Source organism: Pseudoalteromonas sp. NZS37 (genome assembly GCF_015864265.1).
GTDB lineage: Bacteria > Pseudomonadota > Gammaproteobacteria > Enterobacterales > Alteromonadaceae > Pseudoalteromonas > Pseudoalteromonas arctica.
The window spans coordinates 285,485-304,337 of sequence record NZ_JADYXL010000002.1 but is presented as its reverse complement, the minus strand read 5'-3'; the positions used below and the strand labels follow the sequence as shown (position 1 = coordinate 304,337).

Sequence of the window (18,853 nt, the reverse complement as noted above, 5' to 3'; positions counted from 1 at the left end):
ATGTTTGATGAAACACACCACGCTAAAGCGCTTGAAAATGAACTCAATGTTTCATTTGGCGGCCACAGCGCTAAAGGGTTAAAAGCAGAAAACCAAGATGCGTTTGCTGCTCTTAATACCAAAGCGCAAGAAAAAGAGTCTAAAGGCGTTATTGCCTGCTTAGCCGATGGGTGTTCATCAGCAAAAAATGCGAAACAAGCGTCTCAACTTTCGGTTACTCATTTTATAAATGAGTATTTAAATACCCCCGAAAGTTGGGCGGTTAAAAAGTCAGTGTCGAAGGTGTTAGCAAGTTTAAATCAGTGGCTTTATTCGCAATCAGTTAATTACAATCACCTTGGTCAACGCCAAGCCGATTGGATGACCACTTTTACAGCACTTATTTTAAAGTCGGCAACGGGTTATATATTTCACTTAGGTGATACGCGTATTACCCGCCTACGAGGAAATAAAATAGAGGCAATAACACGGGATCACAAAGTAAATGATACGCTAACACGTGCACTTGGCGCACAACTTCATCAAGAAATAGATGTATACGAGGTTGACCTAAAAGCAGACGATATTTATATATTAACCTGTGATGGCGTACACGATGTGCTCCCAAGTAGTGATATAGCTAAATTAATTAATGAGCACACTAATTTAGAAAATGCAGCTAAAGCAATTACCGAACTTGCATTAGCGCGAGGCAGTGACGACAACGTAAGTTGCTTACTGGTAAAAGTAGAAAATATTGCCGAGCAAAAGTTAGATGAACTTTATCATTCGCTAACACGACGAAAAATTCCACCTGCGCTTAATGTTGGGCAAAAAATTGATGACTACACGGTTATCCGTAAATTGCATGCCAGTAGTCGCTCGCATATTTATTTAGTGCAACAAGCGCCCGATATACCGCCAGTGGTTTTAAAAGCACCTTCGGTTAATTTTGAAGACGATGTGCACTACCTTCAAGGCTTTATAAGAGAAGGCTGGGTTGGGCAACGCATAAACCATTTAAATGTGATGAAAGTACTGAGTACGCAATCGCAAAGTCGTTTTTTGTATCATATTTGTGAGTATATGGACGGACAAACACTGAGTGATTGGAAGCACGACGTGCCGCACCCAGAAATAACCCAAGTACGCAGTATTGTTGAACAAATAGTACATGCACTAAGGGCGTTTCAGCGACTCGATATGGTACATCGTGATTTAAAACTCGATAACGTAATGATAGATGCGCACGGCAAAGTAACGCTCATTGATTACGGCACAGTAAGTGTTGCGGCTATGGACGAGTCGGTTAAACAAATTGCGGATGATTGCCCGCAAGGCACTGCCGACTACACCGCACCCGAAACACTTATTACTATGCACGCCGATTTTAAAAGTGATTTGTTTTCACTTGGCGTTATTGCATACGAGTTATTGTGCTCAAAATTACCTTACAAACCACTGCCACTTAACCACGTAGCGCCAAAAGATTACAGCCATTGGCACTACACAAGTATTCGTAAATACAGAGCCGATATTCCGTTTTGGTTAGATCAAGCCCTTATGAAAGCGCTTGCCCCTAAACCTGAGCTCAGATACCAAGCTTTTTCTGAGTTTATAAACGATATCAACAAACCTAATCCTTATTTAGAAAGTACCGCTAATAAAAGCTCAATAATGAAACGCGATCCAGTTATGGTGTGGAAATGTATTTCGCTGTGTTTATTTATTGCTTTGGTATGTGTATTAATAATTAAAACTTAGAGAACCAAAATGCTTAACTATAAGAACAACTTACCTATTATTTTTATACTGGGTTGCTTCACTGCGCCTTCAATAAGCCAAGCTTCGCAAACTGATCTTGATTTTAGACTGCGTTTTGAAAGCGTTGATCAAGAAAATGCCTTAAAAGATGCAAGCGGCTTAACACTTAGAACCCGCTTAACGCATCAAACAGACGAGGTGAATGGTTTTTCAGCCCTTATTGAAGTAGAAGACATTCGCAGCCTATTGGGCGTAGATGATTACAACAATACGGTGGGGAAAAATACTAATTACTCTGTTATTGCAGACCCAGAAAACACTGAGATAGACCAAGGTTTTGTTAAATATGTACGCGATGGTTTATCGCTAAAAGTAGGGCGCCAAGTAATAGCCCTTGATGGGCAGCGATTTGTTGGGCACGTAGGTTGGCGCCAAGACAGGCAAACCTTTGATGCAGCAACCGTTAATTACGCATTTAATAACATAGATTTACAATACAGTTATTTAAATAAGCGTAACCGCATATTTGCTGACGATAAAGACATTGAGTCGTCCGATCATCTAATTAATGCAAGCTTTAAAACAGACTACGGTAAAGTGGTTTTATACAGTTATTTATTAAGTGACGATGCTATACAAGACCACAGTTTAGACACTTATGGCGTTTCTTTTAACGGTAATAAAACCCTAAACGACATAAAGTTTTATTACAAAGCGGAGTATGCAACGCAGTCTGCCTCAACAAGCGTGAGTGATTTTGATGCCGATTACTATGCACTTGAAGGCGCTGTTGATTTAAATGGTTTGGGCACTAAAACAGTAACATTAAAAGTCGGCATAGAGTCACTTGGCTCTGACAATGGCGATTACGGCTTTGCAACACCACTTGCCACGCTGCATAAATTTAATGGTTGGGCAGATACATTTTTAAATACACCCACACAAGGCTTGGACGACACCTACATAAGCTTAAATGGTAAAGCGTTTGACGGAAAATGGCTGGTGGCTTATCACAGTTTTGATGCTAATGAGCAATCAAATGGGGTTGACGATTTGGGTACTGAACTAAACGTACAATACGTTAAACCTATTAATAAACAATACGCAGTGGGTGTTAAATATGCTGATTACTCAGCGGGCGATACTGCAGCTAATAAAGTCGATACTCAAAAATTGTGGGTATGGATGAGCGCTAAATTTTAATCCTCTTTATCTTCTAATATTTACTTGTAATTTTTAGCGACACAAGATGGTGCAATTGCACCATCTTGTTGAGCTTTATGCTTTTCACCTCTGCACCAATGTAGCCAACTTGCTGATTTTAAATGCTTATATATTTGGCTTACATATTGCTATAACAAACCTATAACAAATTATTCGATTTCAATTTTAGTCAATTACTAAAATAGGTATCACTTTAAGGTGGGTAAATGCTAAGCAAGCAGCGTGTTGTAGTGGTAGGAAACGGAATGGTGGGGCACCATTTTGTGCAGCAGCTAGTTTCTCAAAATCAGGCTGATGAGCAATTTGAGATTACGGTACTCAGCGGTGAAGACCGTTTAGCGTATGACCGCGTACAACTATCGTCTTTTTTTAAAGGTAAAACCGCAGACGACCTCGCACTTACATGCAATAAAACCTATGACGATTGGCAAGTACGCTTTCATACTCATTCTAAAGTGGTTGACATAAATCGTGATGCGCAAACTGTAACGACCGCTAAAGGGGAGTCGTTTGAATACGACAAGCTTGTGCTTGCTACAGGTTCATTTCCATTTGTACCTCCTATACCGGGTAAAGATCGTGAGCATTGCCTTGTTTATCGCACCATTAACGATTTACACGCAATAAAAAACTCAGCCCACGGAAGCAAAGTAGGCGTGGTAATTGGTGGCGGTTTACTGGGGCTTGAGGCTGCAAACGCATTAAAGCAACTGGGTCTGCATACTCACGTAATAGAATTTGCACCGCAACTTATGGGCGTACAAGTTGATGCGGGTGGCGGTCGGTTACTAAAAAACAAAATTACAGATTTAGGCGTTACTGTGCATACATCGGTAGCAACCGAGGAAATAGTAGAGGGTGAGAACTGCCGTTACAAAATGTGTTTTAAAGGCGGTAAAACCCTTGAAACCGACATGATTGTATTTTCGGCGGGTATTCGCCCTTATGATAATTTAGCCCGCGAGTTTAATTTAGAAATAGGTGAGCGCGGCGGTATTGTTATTAATAACCACTGCCAAACTAGCGACAAAAACATATACGCGATTGGCGAATGTGCACTATGGAATAACTTTATTTTTGGCTTAGTGGCACCCGGTTACGCTATGGCTAAAATAGCAGTTGGGCATATTTTACAAGATACGCAGCAAGGTACTTTGCAAAGTACTGGCTTAGACAATAAAGCCGATGAATTTAGCGGTGCCGATATGAGCACCAAGCTTAAATTAATGGGTGTTGAAGTGGGCTCTATTGGCGATGCACATGCACGCAGCGAAGGCGCAATAAGCTATTACTTTGAAGACCAACCCAATGGCATTTATAAAAAAGTAGTCACTAATTCACAAAGTAATAAGCTGATTGGCGCGGTACTTGTTGGCGATACCAGCGATTACGATAATTTACTGCAATATCATTTAAACGACATTGAACTTACCACCGCCCCCGAAGCGCTCATTATGCCCCTTGCTGGCGACATAGCAGAGCTAAGCGCCGACGACCTGCCTGATGACGCTATTATTTGCGCTTGTCATAAAGTAACTAAACACACCATTGAACAAACAGTCGCTAAAGGCTGCATAGATTTGGCAAGTGTGCAGCAAAGCACCAAAGCCAGTACAGGCTGTGGAGGTTGTGAAAAACTCGTTCAAAACGTAATAAGCAGCGCACTCGCTAAAGCAAGTAACACTATTAACGTAGTTACCCTTAATGAGCCTGTAAAACAGCCCGCATAAATTAAAGCACACTAAAAGAGAGCAGTATGGCAACCGCAAACACGTCACCAACTATAAATAAAACGAGTTTAAAACAAACAACATGTGCTTACTGTGGTGTAGGGTGTGGTGTTGATATTTCACTTTTTAATAATGTGCCAACCAAGCTTGAAGGCATGCGAGAGCATCCCGCAAACTTTGGTCGTTTATGTGTAAAAGGCACCCATTTGCTCGACACCACAGGCAGTGATAACCGCTTAACGTCACCCCTTATTAATAATCAAGCTGTTACGTGGGATGAAGCAACCGACCACGTTGCCAATAAATTTAACGACATAATACAAAAGCACGGACCCGATGCTGTGGCTTTTTATGTATCAGGGCAGTTACTTACTGAAGATTACTACATCGCGAATAAATTAATGAAAGGCTACATAGGCTCAGGCAATATTGATACAAATTCGCGCCTGTGTATGTCATCTGCTGTGGCAGGTTATAAACGCGCTTTTGGTGAAGACGTAGTGCCGTGTACCTACGAGGATTTAGAGCAAACTGAGCTGCTTATTTTAATTGGCTCTAATGCAGCGTGGACTCATCCGGTTTTGTATCAGCGAATGGAGCGTGCAAAGCAACTTAACCCAAATATGAAAGTGGTGGTTATTGATCCGCGAAAAACTGACACCGCTGAGCTTGCCGACACATTTTTAAATATAAAACCAGGCAGTGACGCCGCGCTTTATAACGGCTTACTTAATTATTTACATGAGCATAACCACCTCGATACGCAATTTATTGCTCAGCACACAAACGGCTTTGAAAGCGCGCTGCAAGAGGCACAAAAGTGGAGCTGTGAGGCAGTTAGCGACTTTTGCGATATAGCAATTGAGCAAGTAACTGAGTTTTACGCGCTATTTGCTAACAGCCCAAGTGCGATTAGCTTTTACTCAATGGGTATAAATCAATCAAGTTCGGGTGTAGATAAATGCAACGCTATTATTAATGCGCATTTAGCCTCAGGTAAATTACTTAAACCAGGCAACGGTCCGTTTTCGATTACGGGGCAACCCAATGCGATGGGCGGGCGCGAAGTAGGTGGTTTGGCTAATCAGTTAGCGGCGCATTTAGATATTGAAAACGAAGCACATCAATCACTTGTACAACGCTTTTGGCTCTCGCCAACGATCGCTAAAAAAGCAGGCAGCAATGCCATCGATATGTTTGATGAAATAGCCGCAGGAAAAATAAAAGCAGTGTGGGTAATGGCAACAAACCCAATGGTGAGCTTGCCCAATAACGCCGCTATTAAAAAGGCATTAGAGACCTGCGAGCTGGTGGTTGTATCTGACTGTATTGCAAAAAGTGATACGTTAAAATTTGCCGATGTTGCTTTTCCATCAACCGGATGGGGTGAAAAAAACGGCACAGTAACTAACTCAGAGCGCAGAATATCAAGGCAGCGCCCTTTAGTAGCGCCTTATTCGGGAGCTAAAAACGATTGGCAAATTATGTGCGAAGTCGCTAAAAAAATGGGCTTTGAAGGGTTTGATTTTACAGACCCAAGTGGCATTTTTGAAGAATGGGCACAATTAACTGACTTTGAAAATAATGGCAGCCGATTATTAAACCTCTCTGGTTTAGTTGGGCTCACAAAAAGCCAGTACGATAACTTAAAACCCATTATGTGGCCTGTTGTTAAAAATCAGCCTTATAAAAACGGTCAGGTTTTTACAGATAACCAATTTAGCACCGCTGATAAAAAGGCGCGCTTTATACCTATAACGCCTCAATTACCGGTACAACAAACATCAAGTGATTATCCGTTTGTAATGAACTCAGGACGTATACGCGACCAATGGCATACCATGAGCCGCACGGGTAAAAGCACTGCGCTTTCATCGCATATTACACGCCCGTATATTGAAATTAATCCGCTTGATGCCAGTAAATTAGCAATTAAGCAAAACGATTTAATAAGTGCGATTGCCCAAACGGGGCAGGTTACCGCGCATGCAAAAGTAACCGATTCCGTGCGAAAAGGTGAATGCTTTATGCCTATTCATTGGAACAAGCAATTTGCGTCATCAGCAACAGTAAGTGGGTTGTATCAATCGGTAGTTGACCCTCTATCTGGTCAGGCTGAGTGCAAACACGGCGCTGTTAATATAGTTAAGGCACCCTTTGTGCAATATATGCAGCTGTTTGCTAAAAACGAGCTTGTTATAAACAGTGATTTTTGGCTCAAAGTTAATGCTAGTAATTGCTTTAATTACCAATTGGCGCTTAATGAGCCACAAAGTGATTTACTGTATTACTGCCAAACCTTAACCGGTTTACAAGGGCAGTGGTCGGCTATGAATTCGGCAAAAGCCATGCATGTGCAGTGTATTCAAAACGATCAATTAGCGTTTGTTGGTGTTATTTCTAATGAGCAAAAAGAAATATCACTTGAGTGGATAAACCATTTATTTGCAGAGCCATTACTGACCTTTACACAGTTACAGTCTTTGCTTTATGCAACCCCCGATGAAGAATTTACCCAAGGCATGCAAGTGTGTAGCTGCTTTAAAGTAAGAGAGCAGCCAATTATAAACGCCATTAAAAACGGTGCAAACACAGTCGAGCAATTGGGGTCTGAACTTAAATGTGGGACGAACTGCGGTTCGTGTAAAACACAATTAAGCCAATTAATTAAGCAACATGCTACGCAAAAAGCGAACAGTATTAATGTTGCGGTTGTAATGTAAAGAAAAAAGGAAGCATATGCTTAATGATCAATTTGGTCGGCAGTTTAACTATTTGCGCCTCTCAATAACCGATGTATGTAATTTTAGTTGTAGTTATTGTTTACCAAACGGGTATCAGTGCGATACGCCGCGTAATTTTTTAAATAAAAACGAAATAAACACCTTAGTAAATGCGTTTGCAGAGCTAGGTACTAAAAAAGTGCGTATTACAGGTGGCGAACCATGCTTACGAAACGACGTAACCGATATTATAAAGCTTTGTAAAAACACGCCCGGCATAGAAAAAGTAGCCATTACTACCAACGGCTTTAATTTATTAAAGAAAATTGATGAATTTGCAGAAGCAGGGCTTGATGCGCTCAACGTCAGTATTGATAGTTTAAATCCGAGTATGTTTAAACTCATAACAGGGCACGACAAACTTAACCTTATTTTAAAAGGAATTGAACGCGCGGTAGAGCTGGGCATAAAAGACATAAAAATAAATGCAGTGCTTGCCAAGCAGTTTAATAAAAACCAATTGAAGGATTTTTTAGCGTGGGTAAAGCACCACAAAGTTACAGTGCGCTTTATAGAATTAATGGAAACCGGTGACGGCGCAACCTTTTTTGAAGAAAACCACTTAAGTGGGCAAACGGTTAAAGCCCAATTACTCAACCAAGGTTGGTTACAAGTCGTTAGGGGAAAATTAAATGGACCCGCTGAGGAATTTTGTCATCCTGATTACGATGGTCGTATTGGTTTAATAATGCCGTACAGTAAAGACTTTTGTAAAAGTTGTAATCGCTTAAGGGTGTCGGCACTGGGTAAATTACACTTATGCTTGTTTGCCGAGCAAGGTATAGATTTACGCGAGCTACTAAACGAGGATGATACTGCAGCAACCGTAAAGGCTATTCGAGCTGCTATGGGCAATAAAGAAATAAGCCATGAGCTAGATAAACGCTTAACAGGTGCGACAACTCACTTAGCCATGTTAGGTGGCTAACATGGGAGCTGATGTGAATACTCATATAAAAGCTAATATGAAAGTTAAGCGAGATTTTACAGGCGTTGTGCTTGCTGGTGGTAAGTCATCAAGAATGGGCACAGACAAAGCCGATTTAGTTTTAAAAAATAAAACACTATTGCACAATGCGTATGATTTATTAAAAGACGCAGGTGCTAAAAATATACTAATAAGCCGCAATGTTATAAATCCGGTCAAATCATTGAACCATTATTCGCCGAGCGATTATCCCTCAGAAAAGTACGTTAAAGATGTATACCCCAATAGTGGACCCCTTGGTGGAATTTATTCCACATTATTAGCCACCGAGCACGATTTACTTATTACTGCGGTAGATATGCCACTACTTACAAGTAGTTTGTTAAACACAATAGTGCTGGCTTCTCAGTCAAATAACGTACAAAGTGTGAGCAATCAATTAAATGAGTCACAAATACATGCTTGGCACTTTGAAAATGAACCTCTACCGCTGTATATTCGTAATACAAGCAGTGTAAAAAATCATTTAAAACACATACTCACAAACGCAAACAGTCATAAATCAATAAAACAGTTTACCCAAAGCATTGGTGTGCAAACGCTTTTATGTAATAAAGCGCATGCATTAATAAACACCAATACACCGGCGCAATTTAAAGCTGTAAATGAGCATTTTGACAAAAGCATTAACCAATTGAGAAAAACATTATGAGCCACACAACTGAGTCACAAATAGCCTTAAACATTGCCGTGCTTACAGTAAGCGACACGCGCGATGCGATTACCGATACTTCTGGTCATTACTTAATTAAAGCGCTAACTGAGGCGGGTCATCACTTAGCGGATAAAGAAATTGTAAAAGATGATGTTTACCAAATGCGCGCTATTGCATCGCAGTGGATAGCCGATGACACCATTCACGCTATTTTAGTGACTGGTGGTACAGGATTTACTGAACGTGATTCAACACCTGAGGCATTTGCGCCGTTGTTTGATAAAAGCGTAGACGGCTTTGGTGAGCTATTTAGACATATATCGTACGGTGAAATTGGTAACTCAACTATTCAATCTCGTGCATTGGCAGGGCTTGCTAACAACACCGTTATTTTTTGTATGCCAGGCTCTACAGGCGCATGTAAAACAGCGTGGACAGGCATTATAAAAGATCAACTTAACTCAATGCATAAACCGTGTAACTTTGTACCGCACATTACCATTGGTAAAAAGTGTGAATCGCGTGAGCAATAGTATGCTAAGCCACGTAGACGAAAACGGCCAAGCTAATATGGTTGATGTATCGCTCAAAGACGTAACCCTGCGCGATGCCTCAGCTGAAGCATTTATTAGCATGAGCAAGCTTGCCTTTGAACAAGTAATGCTTAATCAAAACAAAAAGGGCGATGTGTTAGGAGTGGCACGTATTGCGGGTATTCAAGGCGCTAAAAAGTGCGCTGATTTAATCCCGCTTTGTCATCCGCTTGCACTTACTAAAGTAGCTGTTGATTTTGAACTTGATGAAGCAAACAGCCAAATTAAAATAACCAGCTACTGCAAACTTGCCGGTAAAACTGGGGTCGAAATGGAAGCGTTAACAGCGGTATCTGTTGCTGCGCTTACTTTGTTTGATATGTGTAAAGCAGCCGACCCACTAATGGAAATTAGCGGCATGCGCGTTACTCAAAAAGCTGGGGGCAAAAATGGCAGTTGGCAGCGAGATTAATCCAAACGATGCTATATCTAGCGCCCAAAATGTAGAGTTATTGTTTTTTGGGCAACTAAAAGAGCGCTTGAAGTGCAGTAAATTAAGCCTTGAGATTACGCAGCCGCTTAGTATTTCAGAGCTTAAATTAAGATTAGTTAGCCAATACCCGCATTGGCAACCGTGGCTGGAGGAGCGTGAGCTACTTGCAGCGCTTAACCAAACTATGTCATCAAGCGACGAAATAGTGAAAGCCGGGGATGAGCTTGCCTTTTTCCCGCCGGTTACAGGTGGGTAATGAGCATACATATTCAAGTACAAACCGATGATTTTAATGTAGGTGACGAGCACAATATGCTTTGTAGTAATAATAAAAGCGATGGCGCTGTTGTCACCTTTACAGGTTTGGTAAGAGAGTTCAGCAGTGGCGATAACGTTATTGCACTTGAGCTTGAGCACTACCCAGGTATGACCGAGCAACTTCTTCAATCTATTGCAGAGCAAGCACAAACTCGCTGGCAACTAGCGCGAATATGTATTATTCACCGCGTTGGTTATTTAGCACTTGGTGAGCAAATTGTATTTGTTGGCGTAACCTCCCGCCACCGCCAAGCCGCGTTCGAAGGTGCACAATTTATAATGGATTATTTAAAAAACCACGCCACGTTTTGGAAGAAAGAGCACTTTAAAGACTCATCAAATTGGGTTGAGTTTAAACAAAGTGACAAACAAGCGCTGGGTAAATGGGAAGAGTGATGCAGATATTTCATTACTTGTGCTCTACAGAGGTTATATAGCTCTCAGTTTGCGTGTGAAGTCTGCGTTTTTCGTGTTATAAATCAGCAATGTTAGATTGTTAGCTCGACCCAAGTCTGGAAGACATATGCGCACATCAAAAATGTTATATTTTACAATATTATTACTTGTTCTACTTTCAGCTTTTCTTGCTGTATGGGTATATGATTTAAAAGAAGGTAAAGATTTACTAAGCTTTACCATATCAACAGTAAGCTTTTGTATAGCCGTATTAGCTTTATTTATTACTGTTAGAACATATACATCAATTGATAGTGTAAATAATATTAGCAAAATGGAAGGTAACATTTTAGATAATGAAAATTACGTAACCTCACTTCCAGAGTTAATTAATCAGTTTAAATCCCAAGATGAAAATACACTAGAGAAAGAAATTTTTGACTCTATTGAGCATAAACTAAAAAAAGAGTCAGAAACCGCCGTTCTTTTTGCCGATACCCTTCAGTATATAATTGACCTAATTGTTTTATTTCCAGCTGTTTTTAATGCATCAGAAACTAACAAAGTGCTTTATAAAAAGCGTATGGATACAATTTTGTCAGAAGTTGATAGGCGCTGTGAAATATTGCACTCGGTGAGTAAAGGTAATTCAATTCAAATAACGGAAACAATAAAGCTATTTAAAGCTGTTGTGTCTTACCAAAGTTTTGTAGCTGATGATAATTTTAATATTCATGCAGACTTACTTCATGTGAGAGGTCCAATTCTTCGTAACCCAGTGACAAAAACCATTTACCATAATTACCTAGGTTTGTATTACAACAAAAAAGGCATGCATTTGTTACGAGAGTCGCTAAATATGAACTCTGTAGATATTTTGTCGATTGATGGTTTAGAGCTGGCTCAAAAAAATATTAATACTATAGAGCCATCAATACTTGAAGAAGTAAGTATGTATCTTAAATCTGCCGCTGAGCAGTTTGATAAAGCACTTAGAGTATCTAGCGAAGATGTTATGTGGCCTGGTTTTATTAATTACAATAAAGCACGTACGGTATATTTTTTAGCTTTACTATCAAATAGCGAACTTAATTGGTTAGATATTCTCGACGAAGCAATAGAGTCTCGCAGCAGGTTAAATCGACTAATTGACGAAATTTTAATGATAGACAGATCAAAACCAGCCAATATTGTTAGCACACATTTAAGAGAATTTTTTCTGTATCAAGAAGAGTTAGCACGTACAGTAAAATTGAATATTTTACTGTCGAATAAGCTAACCAGACAAAATAATGCACCTATTATATATAAAGGGATTAATATCTCTGATATATCAAACGAAAAACTAACTGACTTATTTGTTTCAATACAAAAGTTTTCTACAGTTAGTATTTACCAAGAAAAAATCATAAGTCGACTTAAGAATAACCTCGCTGTGACAAACTAACAAAGCTTCAGCGAGAAAGTAGGGGATATACTATTTTTACGGCTTTTGCTCATCATAAAAAAGCCACCTACCTATGCATGAAAAGTCATAGCAAGAATAAATGGCTCTTTATTAAAATGTTTTTTGGACTGAGCTTATTTTATTACACTTTTCCAATGCTCAAATCAGGCATTAAATTGAGCCTGTTATGGATAGCATGATGGATGAAAGATAACTTAGTTCGCACCGCTTGAGTAAGTACAAATGGGTAGGCATCGGCAAGTCCCATGCTGCGATTTAGTGAATTTAGAATGATCGAAAATTCCATCCAAGTATCTAAAATAGCATCAATCGATGTTTGTGAATTAAAGTAATAAGCACTTTGTGGCAATCGAAGCTCGTCTGCTTCATCTAATTCAAACTCATTACCCGTTGTTGAGCCTGTAATTGAAAAGTTTTTGGCTGTTTCTAAAGTATCGATAATATGCATGTAATGCGCCCATGTTTCTGCCCAGTCTTCATAAGGGTGCATAGTAGCGTATTCACTAATAAAGGTTTCATGCCAGTTAGCTGGCGCACCTTGCTTGTAATGAGTATCGAGCGCTTGCTGGTAATCTAATTCGTCATCACCAAAATATTGCTTACATAAAGTATGTTTTTTTGGTGAATTTGCGATTAGTTGATCAAAATAATAATGACCAAGTTCATGGCGAAAATGACCAAGTAAAGTCCGATAACGCTCACCCATTGCTATTTTAGCTTGAGAGCGTGCTACGTCGTCTGCTTCAGCTAGGTTTATAGTGATATGCCCGCAATCGTGTCCTGTAAATACAACGTCCTGACCTATAATAGGGCTTACAAAGTGATCGCTTACGTTACGGTCTGCTATAAAATCGAAGCTTAATCCGCTTTCAGGTTCTTGAATCGTTGTATTTAAAGGGAGTGATAATGATTTTAATGTATACAAAGCGCGACGTTTTGCTGTCTCCATTTTTTTCCATAATGGAATATGTTCAACAATACTTAAATCGGGCACCGTTTCATTAAAGCGGCACGAAAAACACAGCACTTCGTCTTTATCGGCAACAGGTATAAATGTGTCTAAATTAACCATACCATTGCATACGTGATACTGAGCGTTGTTATCACATTTTTTATAAAAAACGTCAGGCGCTTCTGCTTTGTAAAATAACCCCGATTGCTCATCAATTTCATAGGGTTCAACTTGGTCGAACTCATCATCAATACCCACGGTTCTACCGCAAGCCAAACAATGGCTGCTTTCAAAAAATAAAATAAGTTGATCTGTGCAATTACATTTAAATGTTTTCATATGTTACCGAATAAAAAAGAGACCGTATAAACCACTTTTACTTAGCGCTATGCTATTGGAGGATAGTGGTTAAATCCTTTTTAAAAGTTCAGACTTTTTAATATTAAATTCATCATCACTCAACGCATTAGAGTCGCGAAGTTGTGCTAACTTTTCAATTATTTGAAGCGTTTCGTCTACCGAGTATTGCCCCACAGTATTATTAGCCGGTGCTTCAACTTGGTTTGGTGTTAACGATGCAAAATTCGGCTGCGTTACTTGCTGCGTAAAGTCTTTTTGTGGTTCTGGAGGCGTTGGCGTTTGCCCTGAAATTAATGGCAGGGTATTTACATTAATTGTCCCCCACTGACTGTTAAATGTAAGAGAGGTATTATTGCCTTGCTGTTGGCTTACACCACCAATATTATGATCTAACGTGTCGTATACGCTCACTTGTCCATTTAATTCAACGGCTAAGCGATTAGGGAATATAGCGTAGCGAATATTATTTTGCGCACCACTGCTAAATGGGCTGCCTAGATTACCTGGCCACCATTGATTGCTGCCAGGCGTTCCTGCAGGAATAACCGGGAATATTTGGTTATTGCTCAATATATTAGCAAGTTCGTTGCACAAGTTATCAACGGTTGATTTTAAGCCGTTGTTAAACATGTCGCCAACCATTGTCATTCCGCCACGCATCCATTGACCAGAACCACCAAGTTCTGGGCAATTAAACTGTGCCATTGAGCAACCGCCGTTATTAACGCTAACTAACATGTGAATTACTGCATCGTGACTGAGGTTATAACGAGATGCTATACCATTAACTAAGTTTTCACCGACATCTGTTAGCTTTTGCATAAGAAAATATCCTATTAGGTAGATTGGGTTGATTTAAAAAATCTGAAAATATGCTAGGCCGTGTTGATTTTTGGGATTGAAATTTGTTCAATCTAGGGGCGATTTAATCGCGGCGCGAGGTTTGTAACCTAGTGGGCTAAGTAAAAACCGAGCAACAAAGAGTCAATCGTCCCTAGAAAGAACCCAGGGGCAGCGCATGTTTGGCATTTATGCTGCGTTATCGCCTATGTATGGGGAACAACCACACATCATAGACTCTGCCTTGCTTAAATACCAAACACACTGCTGCAAATTCAACCACCAAAGAACAACACGCCCTAGTGCTGCATTACCTTTAGCATTGATGATAATGAAAAATTAACAGGTTAGTGAGGTGTGCTGGTTTTTCAAATTGGACGTGTTCTGTTTTGTTTGAAATTAAAACACACCACTGCAAAACTAATCTTTAAAGTAAGCATCTATGTATTAAAAGTTGCTTGTTTTATCTCATCGAGATTGTTAGTTTTACTGTAACGTAAGCGGTTAAAAATCGATCTAGTATAGCACCGTTACTTACTTTAACAGCAGCTTTATTGTGAACTATTTCTTACTATTTAATGATTATTTTTAATGATTTTTAAACTCTAAATAAATACTTTTAATTATAACCGTTTAGCGTTATAAATAACGGAGTAAGTATTTTGAAAAATTAACTTTATTTGTTTTATTTCAATATTTTAAATTAATTAGCTTTAATTGTAAGTTATTTTAAAGCACTATTTTGGTGCATTTTCTGCACCATTAAAAATCTAAAATTGATGGTTTAAATTACACTAAGTTTACTATTTATTGAATTGGTGTGTTTTTCCTATTAATTAGGTCAAAACCTTTATGCATAACGTTGCTTTGTGCAAGAGCCGCGAGTGGATGAACAGTACTACTTAAGCAAGTCTTTTGGTATAAAAATTGCACAAGTGAATTAGTCCAAATAATATTTTCAGCGTTATATTGTGGCCATACATTATTAAAGGGGAATTAATAGATGACAATTACAGTTGGGATTTCGCACCATACTCAGTATAAATACGATCGGTCAGTTAATATGGGGCCGCATATATTCCGATTACGTCCAGCGCCACATAGCCGTACAAAAATTAAAAGTTATTCTTTAAAAATAGTTCCAGAAGATCATTATATAAATTGGCAACAAGACCCTTTTGGTAATTACCAAGCGAGGGTGGTGTTTAACAAGCCAACTACCGAATTTAGTTTTACAGTTGATTTGGTCGCCGAACTAACGGTTATTAATCCTTTTGATTTCTTTTTAGAAGATTACGCCGAAAACTTCCCGTTTGTTTACGATGCTATTTCAAAATCAGAACTCACTCCTTATTTAAAAAAACGTAAAGCCAGTCCAAAATTTAAAGAATTAATTGAATCTTTAAATCCTAAAGAGCCGCTTAGAAGCGTTGATTTTTTAGTGGCTGTTAATCAAGCTATTTATGAATTAGTAGGTTATGGCATTCGTTTAGAACCCGGTGTGCAAACGGCAAACGAAACAATAAGTAAAAAAACAGGTTCGTGTCGTGATTCTGCTTGGTTGTTAGTACAATTGTTTCGTCATTTAGGGTTGGCATCTCGATTTGTATCGGGTTACCTAGTACAGCTAACCTCAGATCAAAAATCACTAGATGGCCCAAGCGGTCCAGAAGAAGACTTTACCGATTTGCATGCATGGACCGAGGTGTATATTCCGGGTGCAGGTTGGATAGGGCTTGATCCTACCTCGGGTTTATTTGCTGGTGAAGGTCATATTCCATTGGCGTGTACGCCAGAGCCAAGCTCGGCAGCGCCGGTAACAGGCGGTATAGACGACTGTAAATCTGAGTTTAGCTTTTATAATAAAGTAACGCGTGTACACGAAGACCCACGTGTTACTAAGCCGTATTCTGAGGCGCAGTGGGCGGCAATTAACCGCTTAGGTCAGCACGTTGATAATGTTTACAATGAAGAAAACATCCATTTAACCATGGGCGGCGAACCTACGTTTATTTCTATTGACGATATGGAACATCCTCAGTGGAACACTGATGCCGATGGTAAAGAAAAAAGAATATTAGCTCAAAATTTATTTGTAGAAATGAATAAAGTATACACAAAAGGTGGCTTTACTCATTACGGACAAGGTAAATGGTATCCGGGTGAGCCATTACCACGTTGGCAATATGCGTGCTATTGGCGCAAAGATGGTGAGCCTTTATGGCAAGATGCTGCACTATTAGCCGATCCTAATAAAGATTATAAATTTGATCATACCGATACTAAAAAGTTTGCTGATAAACTGTGTGACTCACTTGGTCTTGAAACCAAGGCACTTACTACGGCTTATGAAGATATTTTATATCACATGTGGCAAGAAGCTTCATTACCTACCGAAATAAAGCCTGATCAACCAGAACTTCTTCATGCAATGAGCCGAAAAGGCTTTTTAGCTAAAATGGATAAAGGCATAGAAAAGCCTGTTGGCTATGTTCTACCTTTAAAATGGAACGATAGTAAAAACTGTTGGCAGTCGTGTACGTGGGAGTTTAAACGGGGTCATTGTTTTTTATTACCGGGTGAATCACCACTTGGTTATCGCCTACCTTTAGACAGCCTTGAGTGGAGCGGCAATATTATTGACCGCGACCCGTTTGATATTCCAGAAAATTTTACCAAAGCTAAAAAGCTTAAAAAGGGCTTTATTGGTAAAGAAATGGTTAAAACTGCGCTTGTAATGGAAGTGAGAGAGGGGCGTTTATATATATTTATGCCACCAACAAGTCATTTTGAACATTACATGGGTTTAATAAGTAGTATAGAGAGTGTAGCAAAAGAACTTAAAATGCCGCTTGTTATTGAAGGCTATAGCCCACCTAAAGATAGCCGCGTAGAAAAATACGCTGTAACGCCAGATCCAGGTGTTATTGAAGTAAACATTCATCCTTCAACATCGTGGGATCAATTAGTCAGTCGAACTACAACGTTATACGGTTTAGCAAAAGAATGCCGATTAGGTACTGATAAGTTTATGGCAGATGGTCGCCATACTGGTACTGGTGGTGGTAACCACGTAACGCTTGGTGGCGAAACACCTGAGCAAAGCCCATTTTTACGCAGACCTGATATTTTAAGAAGTTTTATTACCTATTGGCAGCATCATCCTGGTTTGTCGTATTTATTTTCGGGGCTTTTTATTGGTCCTACAAGCCAAGCGCCGCGAGTGGATGAAGCCCGTGATGAAGTTTTATACGAGTTAGAAATTGCCTTTTCGCATATGCCCGAAGGTGAGGTGCCTGAACCTTGGTTAGTTGATAGGTTACTTCGTAATTTATTGGTGGATTTAACGGGTAATACACACAGAGCAGAATTTTGTATAGATAAGCTCTATTCACCCGACTCAGCCACAGGTCGTTTAGGGATTGTAGAATTTAGAGGCTTTGAAATGCCTCCACATTCACAAATGAGCTTAGTGCAAATGCTACTGTTGCGTACTTTACTTGCTTGGTTTTGGAAAAAACCTTACCACAAGCCATTAATACGTTGGGGTACAGAGTTACACGACAAGTTTTTATTACCACAATATGTAGAAAACGATTTAGCTGAAGTAAGCCGCGATTTACAACAAGCAGGTTTTCAATTTCAGTTAAGTTGGTTAAATCCATTTTTTGAATTTAGGTTTCCGGTATGTGGAACGCGAGAACTTGATAACGTTACACTTGAGCTTAGAACCGCAATCGAGCCTTGGCATGTACTAGGCGAAGAGGCAAGTGCGTCGGGTACGGCGCGCTATGTAGATTCGTCATTAGAAAGAGTGCAAATAAAAGTACAAGGAACAATGAGCGATCGCTATGTTGTAACGTGTAATGGTCGAAGAGTGCCGCTTAAACCGGTTAAAGGTAAAGCAAAAGATGAAATGGTCGCGGGTATACGATACAGAGCTTGGCAACCACCTACAGCGCTTCACCCAACTATTGGCGTACATGCTCCATTAGTTTTTGATTTAATCGATACGTGGGAAGGTCGTTCAGTTGGAGGCTTTGTATATCATGTGAGCCATGCTGGGGGTCGTAATCCTGAAACGCTACCGGTTAATGCATTTGAAGCTGAAGGGCGCAGAGTTGCAAGATTTTGGGAGCATGGGCATACACCATCGTTACTTGCATCAGCAGAACCAAGCTGGAGCCCATCGGCGGTTACGCATAGTTTTCAATCGGCGCAAAGTGCAAGTGAATACGTGGTACCTGATGAAGAAAGTAGTAATCCTGATTATCCAAATACCTTGGATTTACGCAGGCAGCCTAACTTTAAATAATAATTGATAGTTGTGTCATTCCACTTTGAAATTATTTAAAGTGGAATGACTAAAT

Annotated in this window: 14 protein-coding genes; 12 read left to right on the top strand and 2 right to left on the bottom strand. The window is 39.7% G+C overall.

Features of this window, described 5'->3' with window-relative positions:
• The 11 genes from I6F47_RS04720 (at position 1) to I6F47_RS04670 (ending at position 12,310) form a co-directional block, all read left to right on the top strand.
• The gene (locus I6F47_RS04720; protein WP_197183427.1) at positions 1-1,743 is read left to right on the top strand and encodes a bifunctional protein-serine/threonine kinase/phosphatase; all 1,743 of its coding nucleotides are present in this window, start codon (positions 1-3) and stop codon (positions 1,741-1,743) included.
• Positions 1,744-1,752: 9 nt separating this feature from the next.
• Positions 1,753-2,946 (top strand): alginate export family protein, encoded by a 1,194-nt coding sequence (locus I6F47_RS04715; protein WP_197183426.1) that lies wholly within the window; start codon positions 1,753-1,755, stop codon positions 2,944-2,946.
• Between the two features lie 227 nt (positions 2,947-3,173).
• Complete coding sequence (locus I6F47_RS04710) at positions 3,174-4,697, top strand: FAD-dependent oxidoreductase (protein ID WP_165721840.1); 1,524 nt, start codon at positions 3,174-3,176, stop codon at positions 4,695-4,697.
• A gap of 26 nt (positions 4,698-4,723) precedes the next feature.
• Positions 4,724-7,420: a nitrate reductase gene (locus I6F47_RS04705; protein ID WP_197183425.1), complete on the top strand. Its 2,697-nt coding sequence runs from the start codon at positions 4,724-4,726 to the stop codon at positions 7,418-7,420.
• Positions 7,421-7,436: 16 nt separating this feature from the next.
• A complete protein-coding gene (moaA, locus tag I6F47_RS04700; protein WP_165721838.1) occupies positions 7,437-8,408 on the top strand; it encodes a GTP 3',8-cyclase MoaA in 972 nt (323 codons plus the stop codon).
• Positions 8,409-8,445: 37 nt separating this feature from the next.
• Positions 8,446-9,120, top strand: coding sequence for a molybdenum cofactor guanylyltransferase (locus I6F47_RS04695; RefSeq protein WP_442960275.1), 675 nt, complete (start codon positions 8,446-8,448; stop codon positions 9,118-9,120).
• Positions 9,117-9,656, top strand: coding sequence for a molybdenum cofactor biosynthesis protein B (gene moaB, locus I6F47_RS04690; protein ID WP_165721837.1), 540 nt, complete (start codon positions 9,117-9,119; stop codon positions 9,654-9,656). Before I6F47_RS04695 ends, moaB begins: the two co-directional genes overlap by 4 nt.
• 1 nt (position 9,657) lies before the next feature.
• Positions 9,658-10,128 (top strand): cyclic pyranopterin monophosphate synthase MoaC, encoded by a 471-nt coding sequence (gene moaC, locus I6F47_RS04685; protein ID WP_024593775.1) that lies wholly within the window; start codon positions 9,658-9,660, stop codon positions 10,126-10,128.
• On the top strand, positions 10,106-10,405 hold the full coding sequence (locus I6F47_RS04680) for a MoaD/ThiS family protein (protein WP_165721836.1): 300 nt from the start codon (positions 10,106-10,108) through the stop codon (positions 10,403-10,405). The genes moaC and I6F47_RS04680 overlap by 23 nt, the downstream gene beginning before the upstream one ends.
• Positions 10,405-10,863 (top strand): molybdopterin synthase catalytic subunit MoaE, encoded by a 459-nt coding sequence (moaE, locus tag I6F47_RS04675; RefSeq protein ID WP_197183423.1) that lies wholly within the window; start codon positions 10,405-10,407, stop codon positions 10,861-10,863. Before I6F47_RS04680 ends, moaE begins: the two co-directional genes overlap by 1 nt.
• Positions 10,864-10,990: 127 nt before the next feature.
• Positions 10,991-12,310, top strand: coding sequence for a hypothetical protein (locus I6F47_RS04670; protein WP_165721834.1), 1,320 nt, complete (start codon positions 10,991-10,993; stop codon positions 12,308-12,310).
• A 142-nt stretch (positions 12,311-12,452) separates the two neighbouring features.
• Here I6F47_RS04670 and I6F47_RS04665 read toward each other — a convergent pair whose 3' ends face one another.
• Together I6F47_RS04665 and I6F47_RS04660 are read right to left on the bottom strand one after the other, a co-directional pair.
• Positions 12,453-13,622 carry a zinc-binding metallopeptidase family protein gene (locus tag I6F47_RS04665; RefSeq protein ID WP_197111380.1) on the bottom strand — a complete coding sequence of 390 codons (1,170 nt, stop codon included), beginning with the start codon at positions 13,620-13,622 and terminating at the stop codon, positions 12,453-12,455.
• A 69-nt stretch (positions 13,623-13,691) separates the two neighbouring features.
• On the bottom strand, positions 13,692-14,465 hold the full coding sequence (locus I6F47_RS04660; RefSeq protein ID WP_007585227.1) for an SHOCT domain-containing protein: 774 nt from the start codon (positions 14,463-14,465) through the stop codon (positions 13,692-13,694).
• Between the two features lie 1,021 nt (positions 14,466-15,486).
• On the opposite strand from I6F47_RS04660, the gene I6F47_RS04655 reads away from it, so the two are divergent.
• A complete protein-coding gene (locus I6F47_RS04655) occupies positions 15,487-18,798 on the top strand; it encodes a transglutaminase family protein (RefSeq protein WP_024611322.1) in 3,312 nt (1,103 codons plus the stop codon).
• Positions 18,799-18,853: the final 55 nt, after the last annotated feature.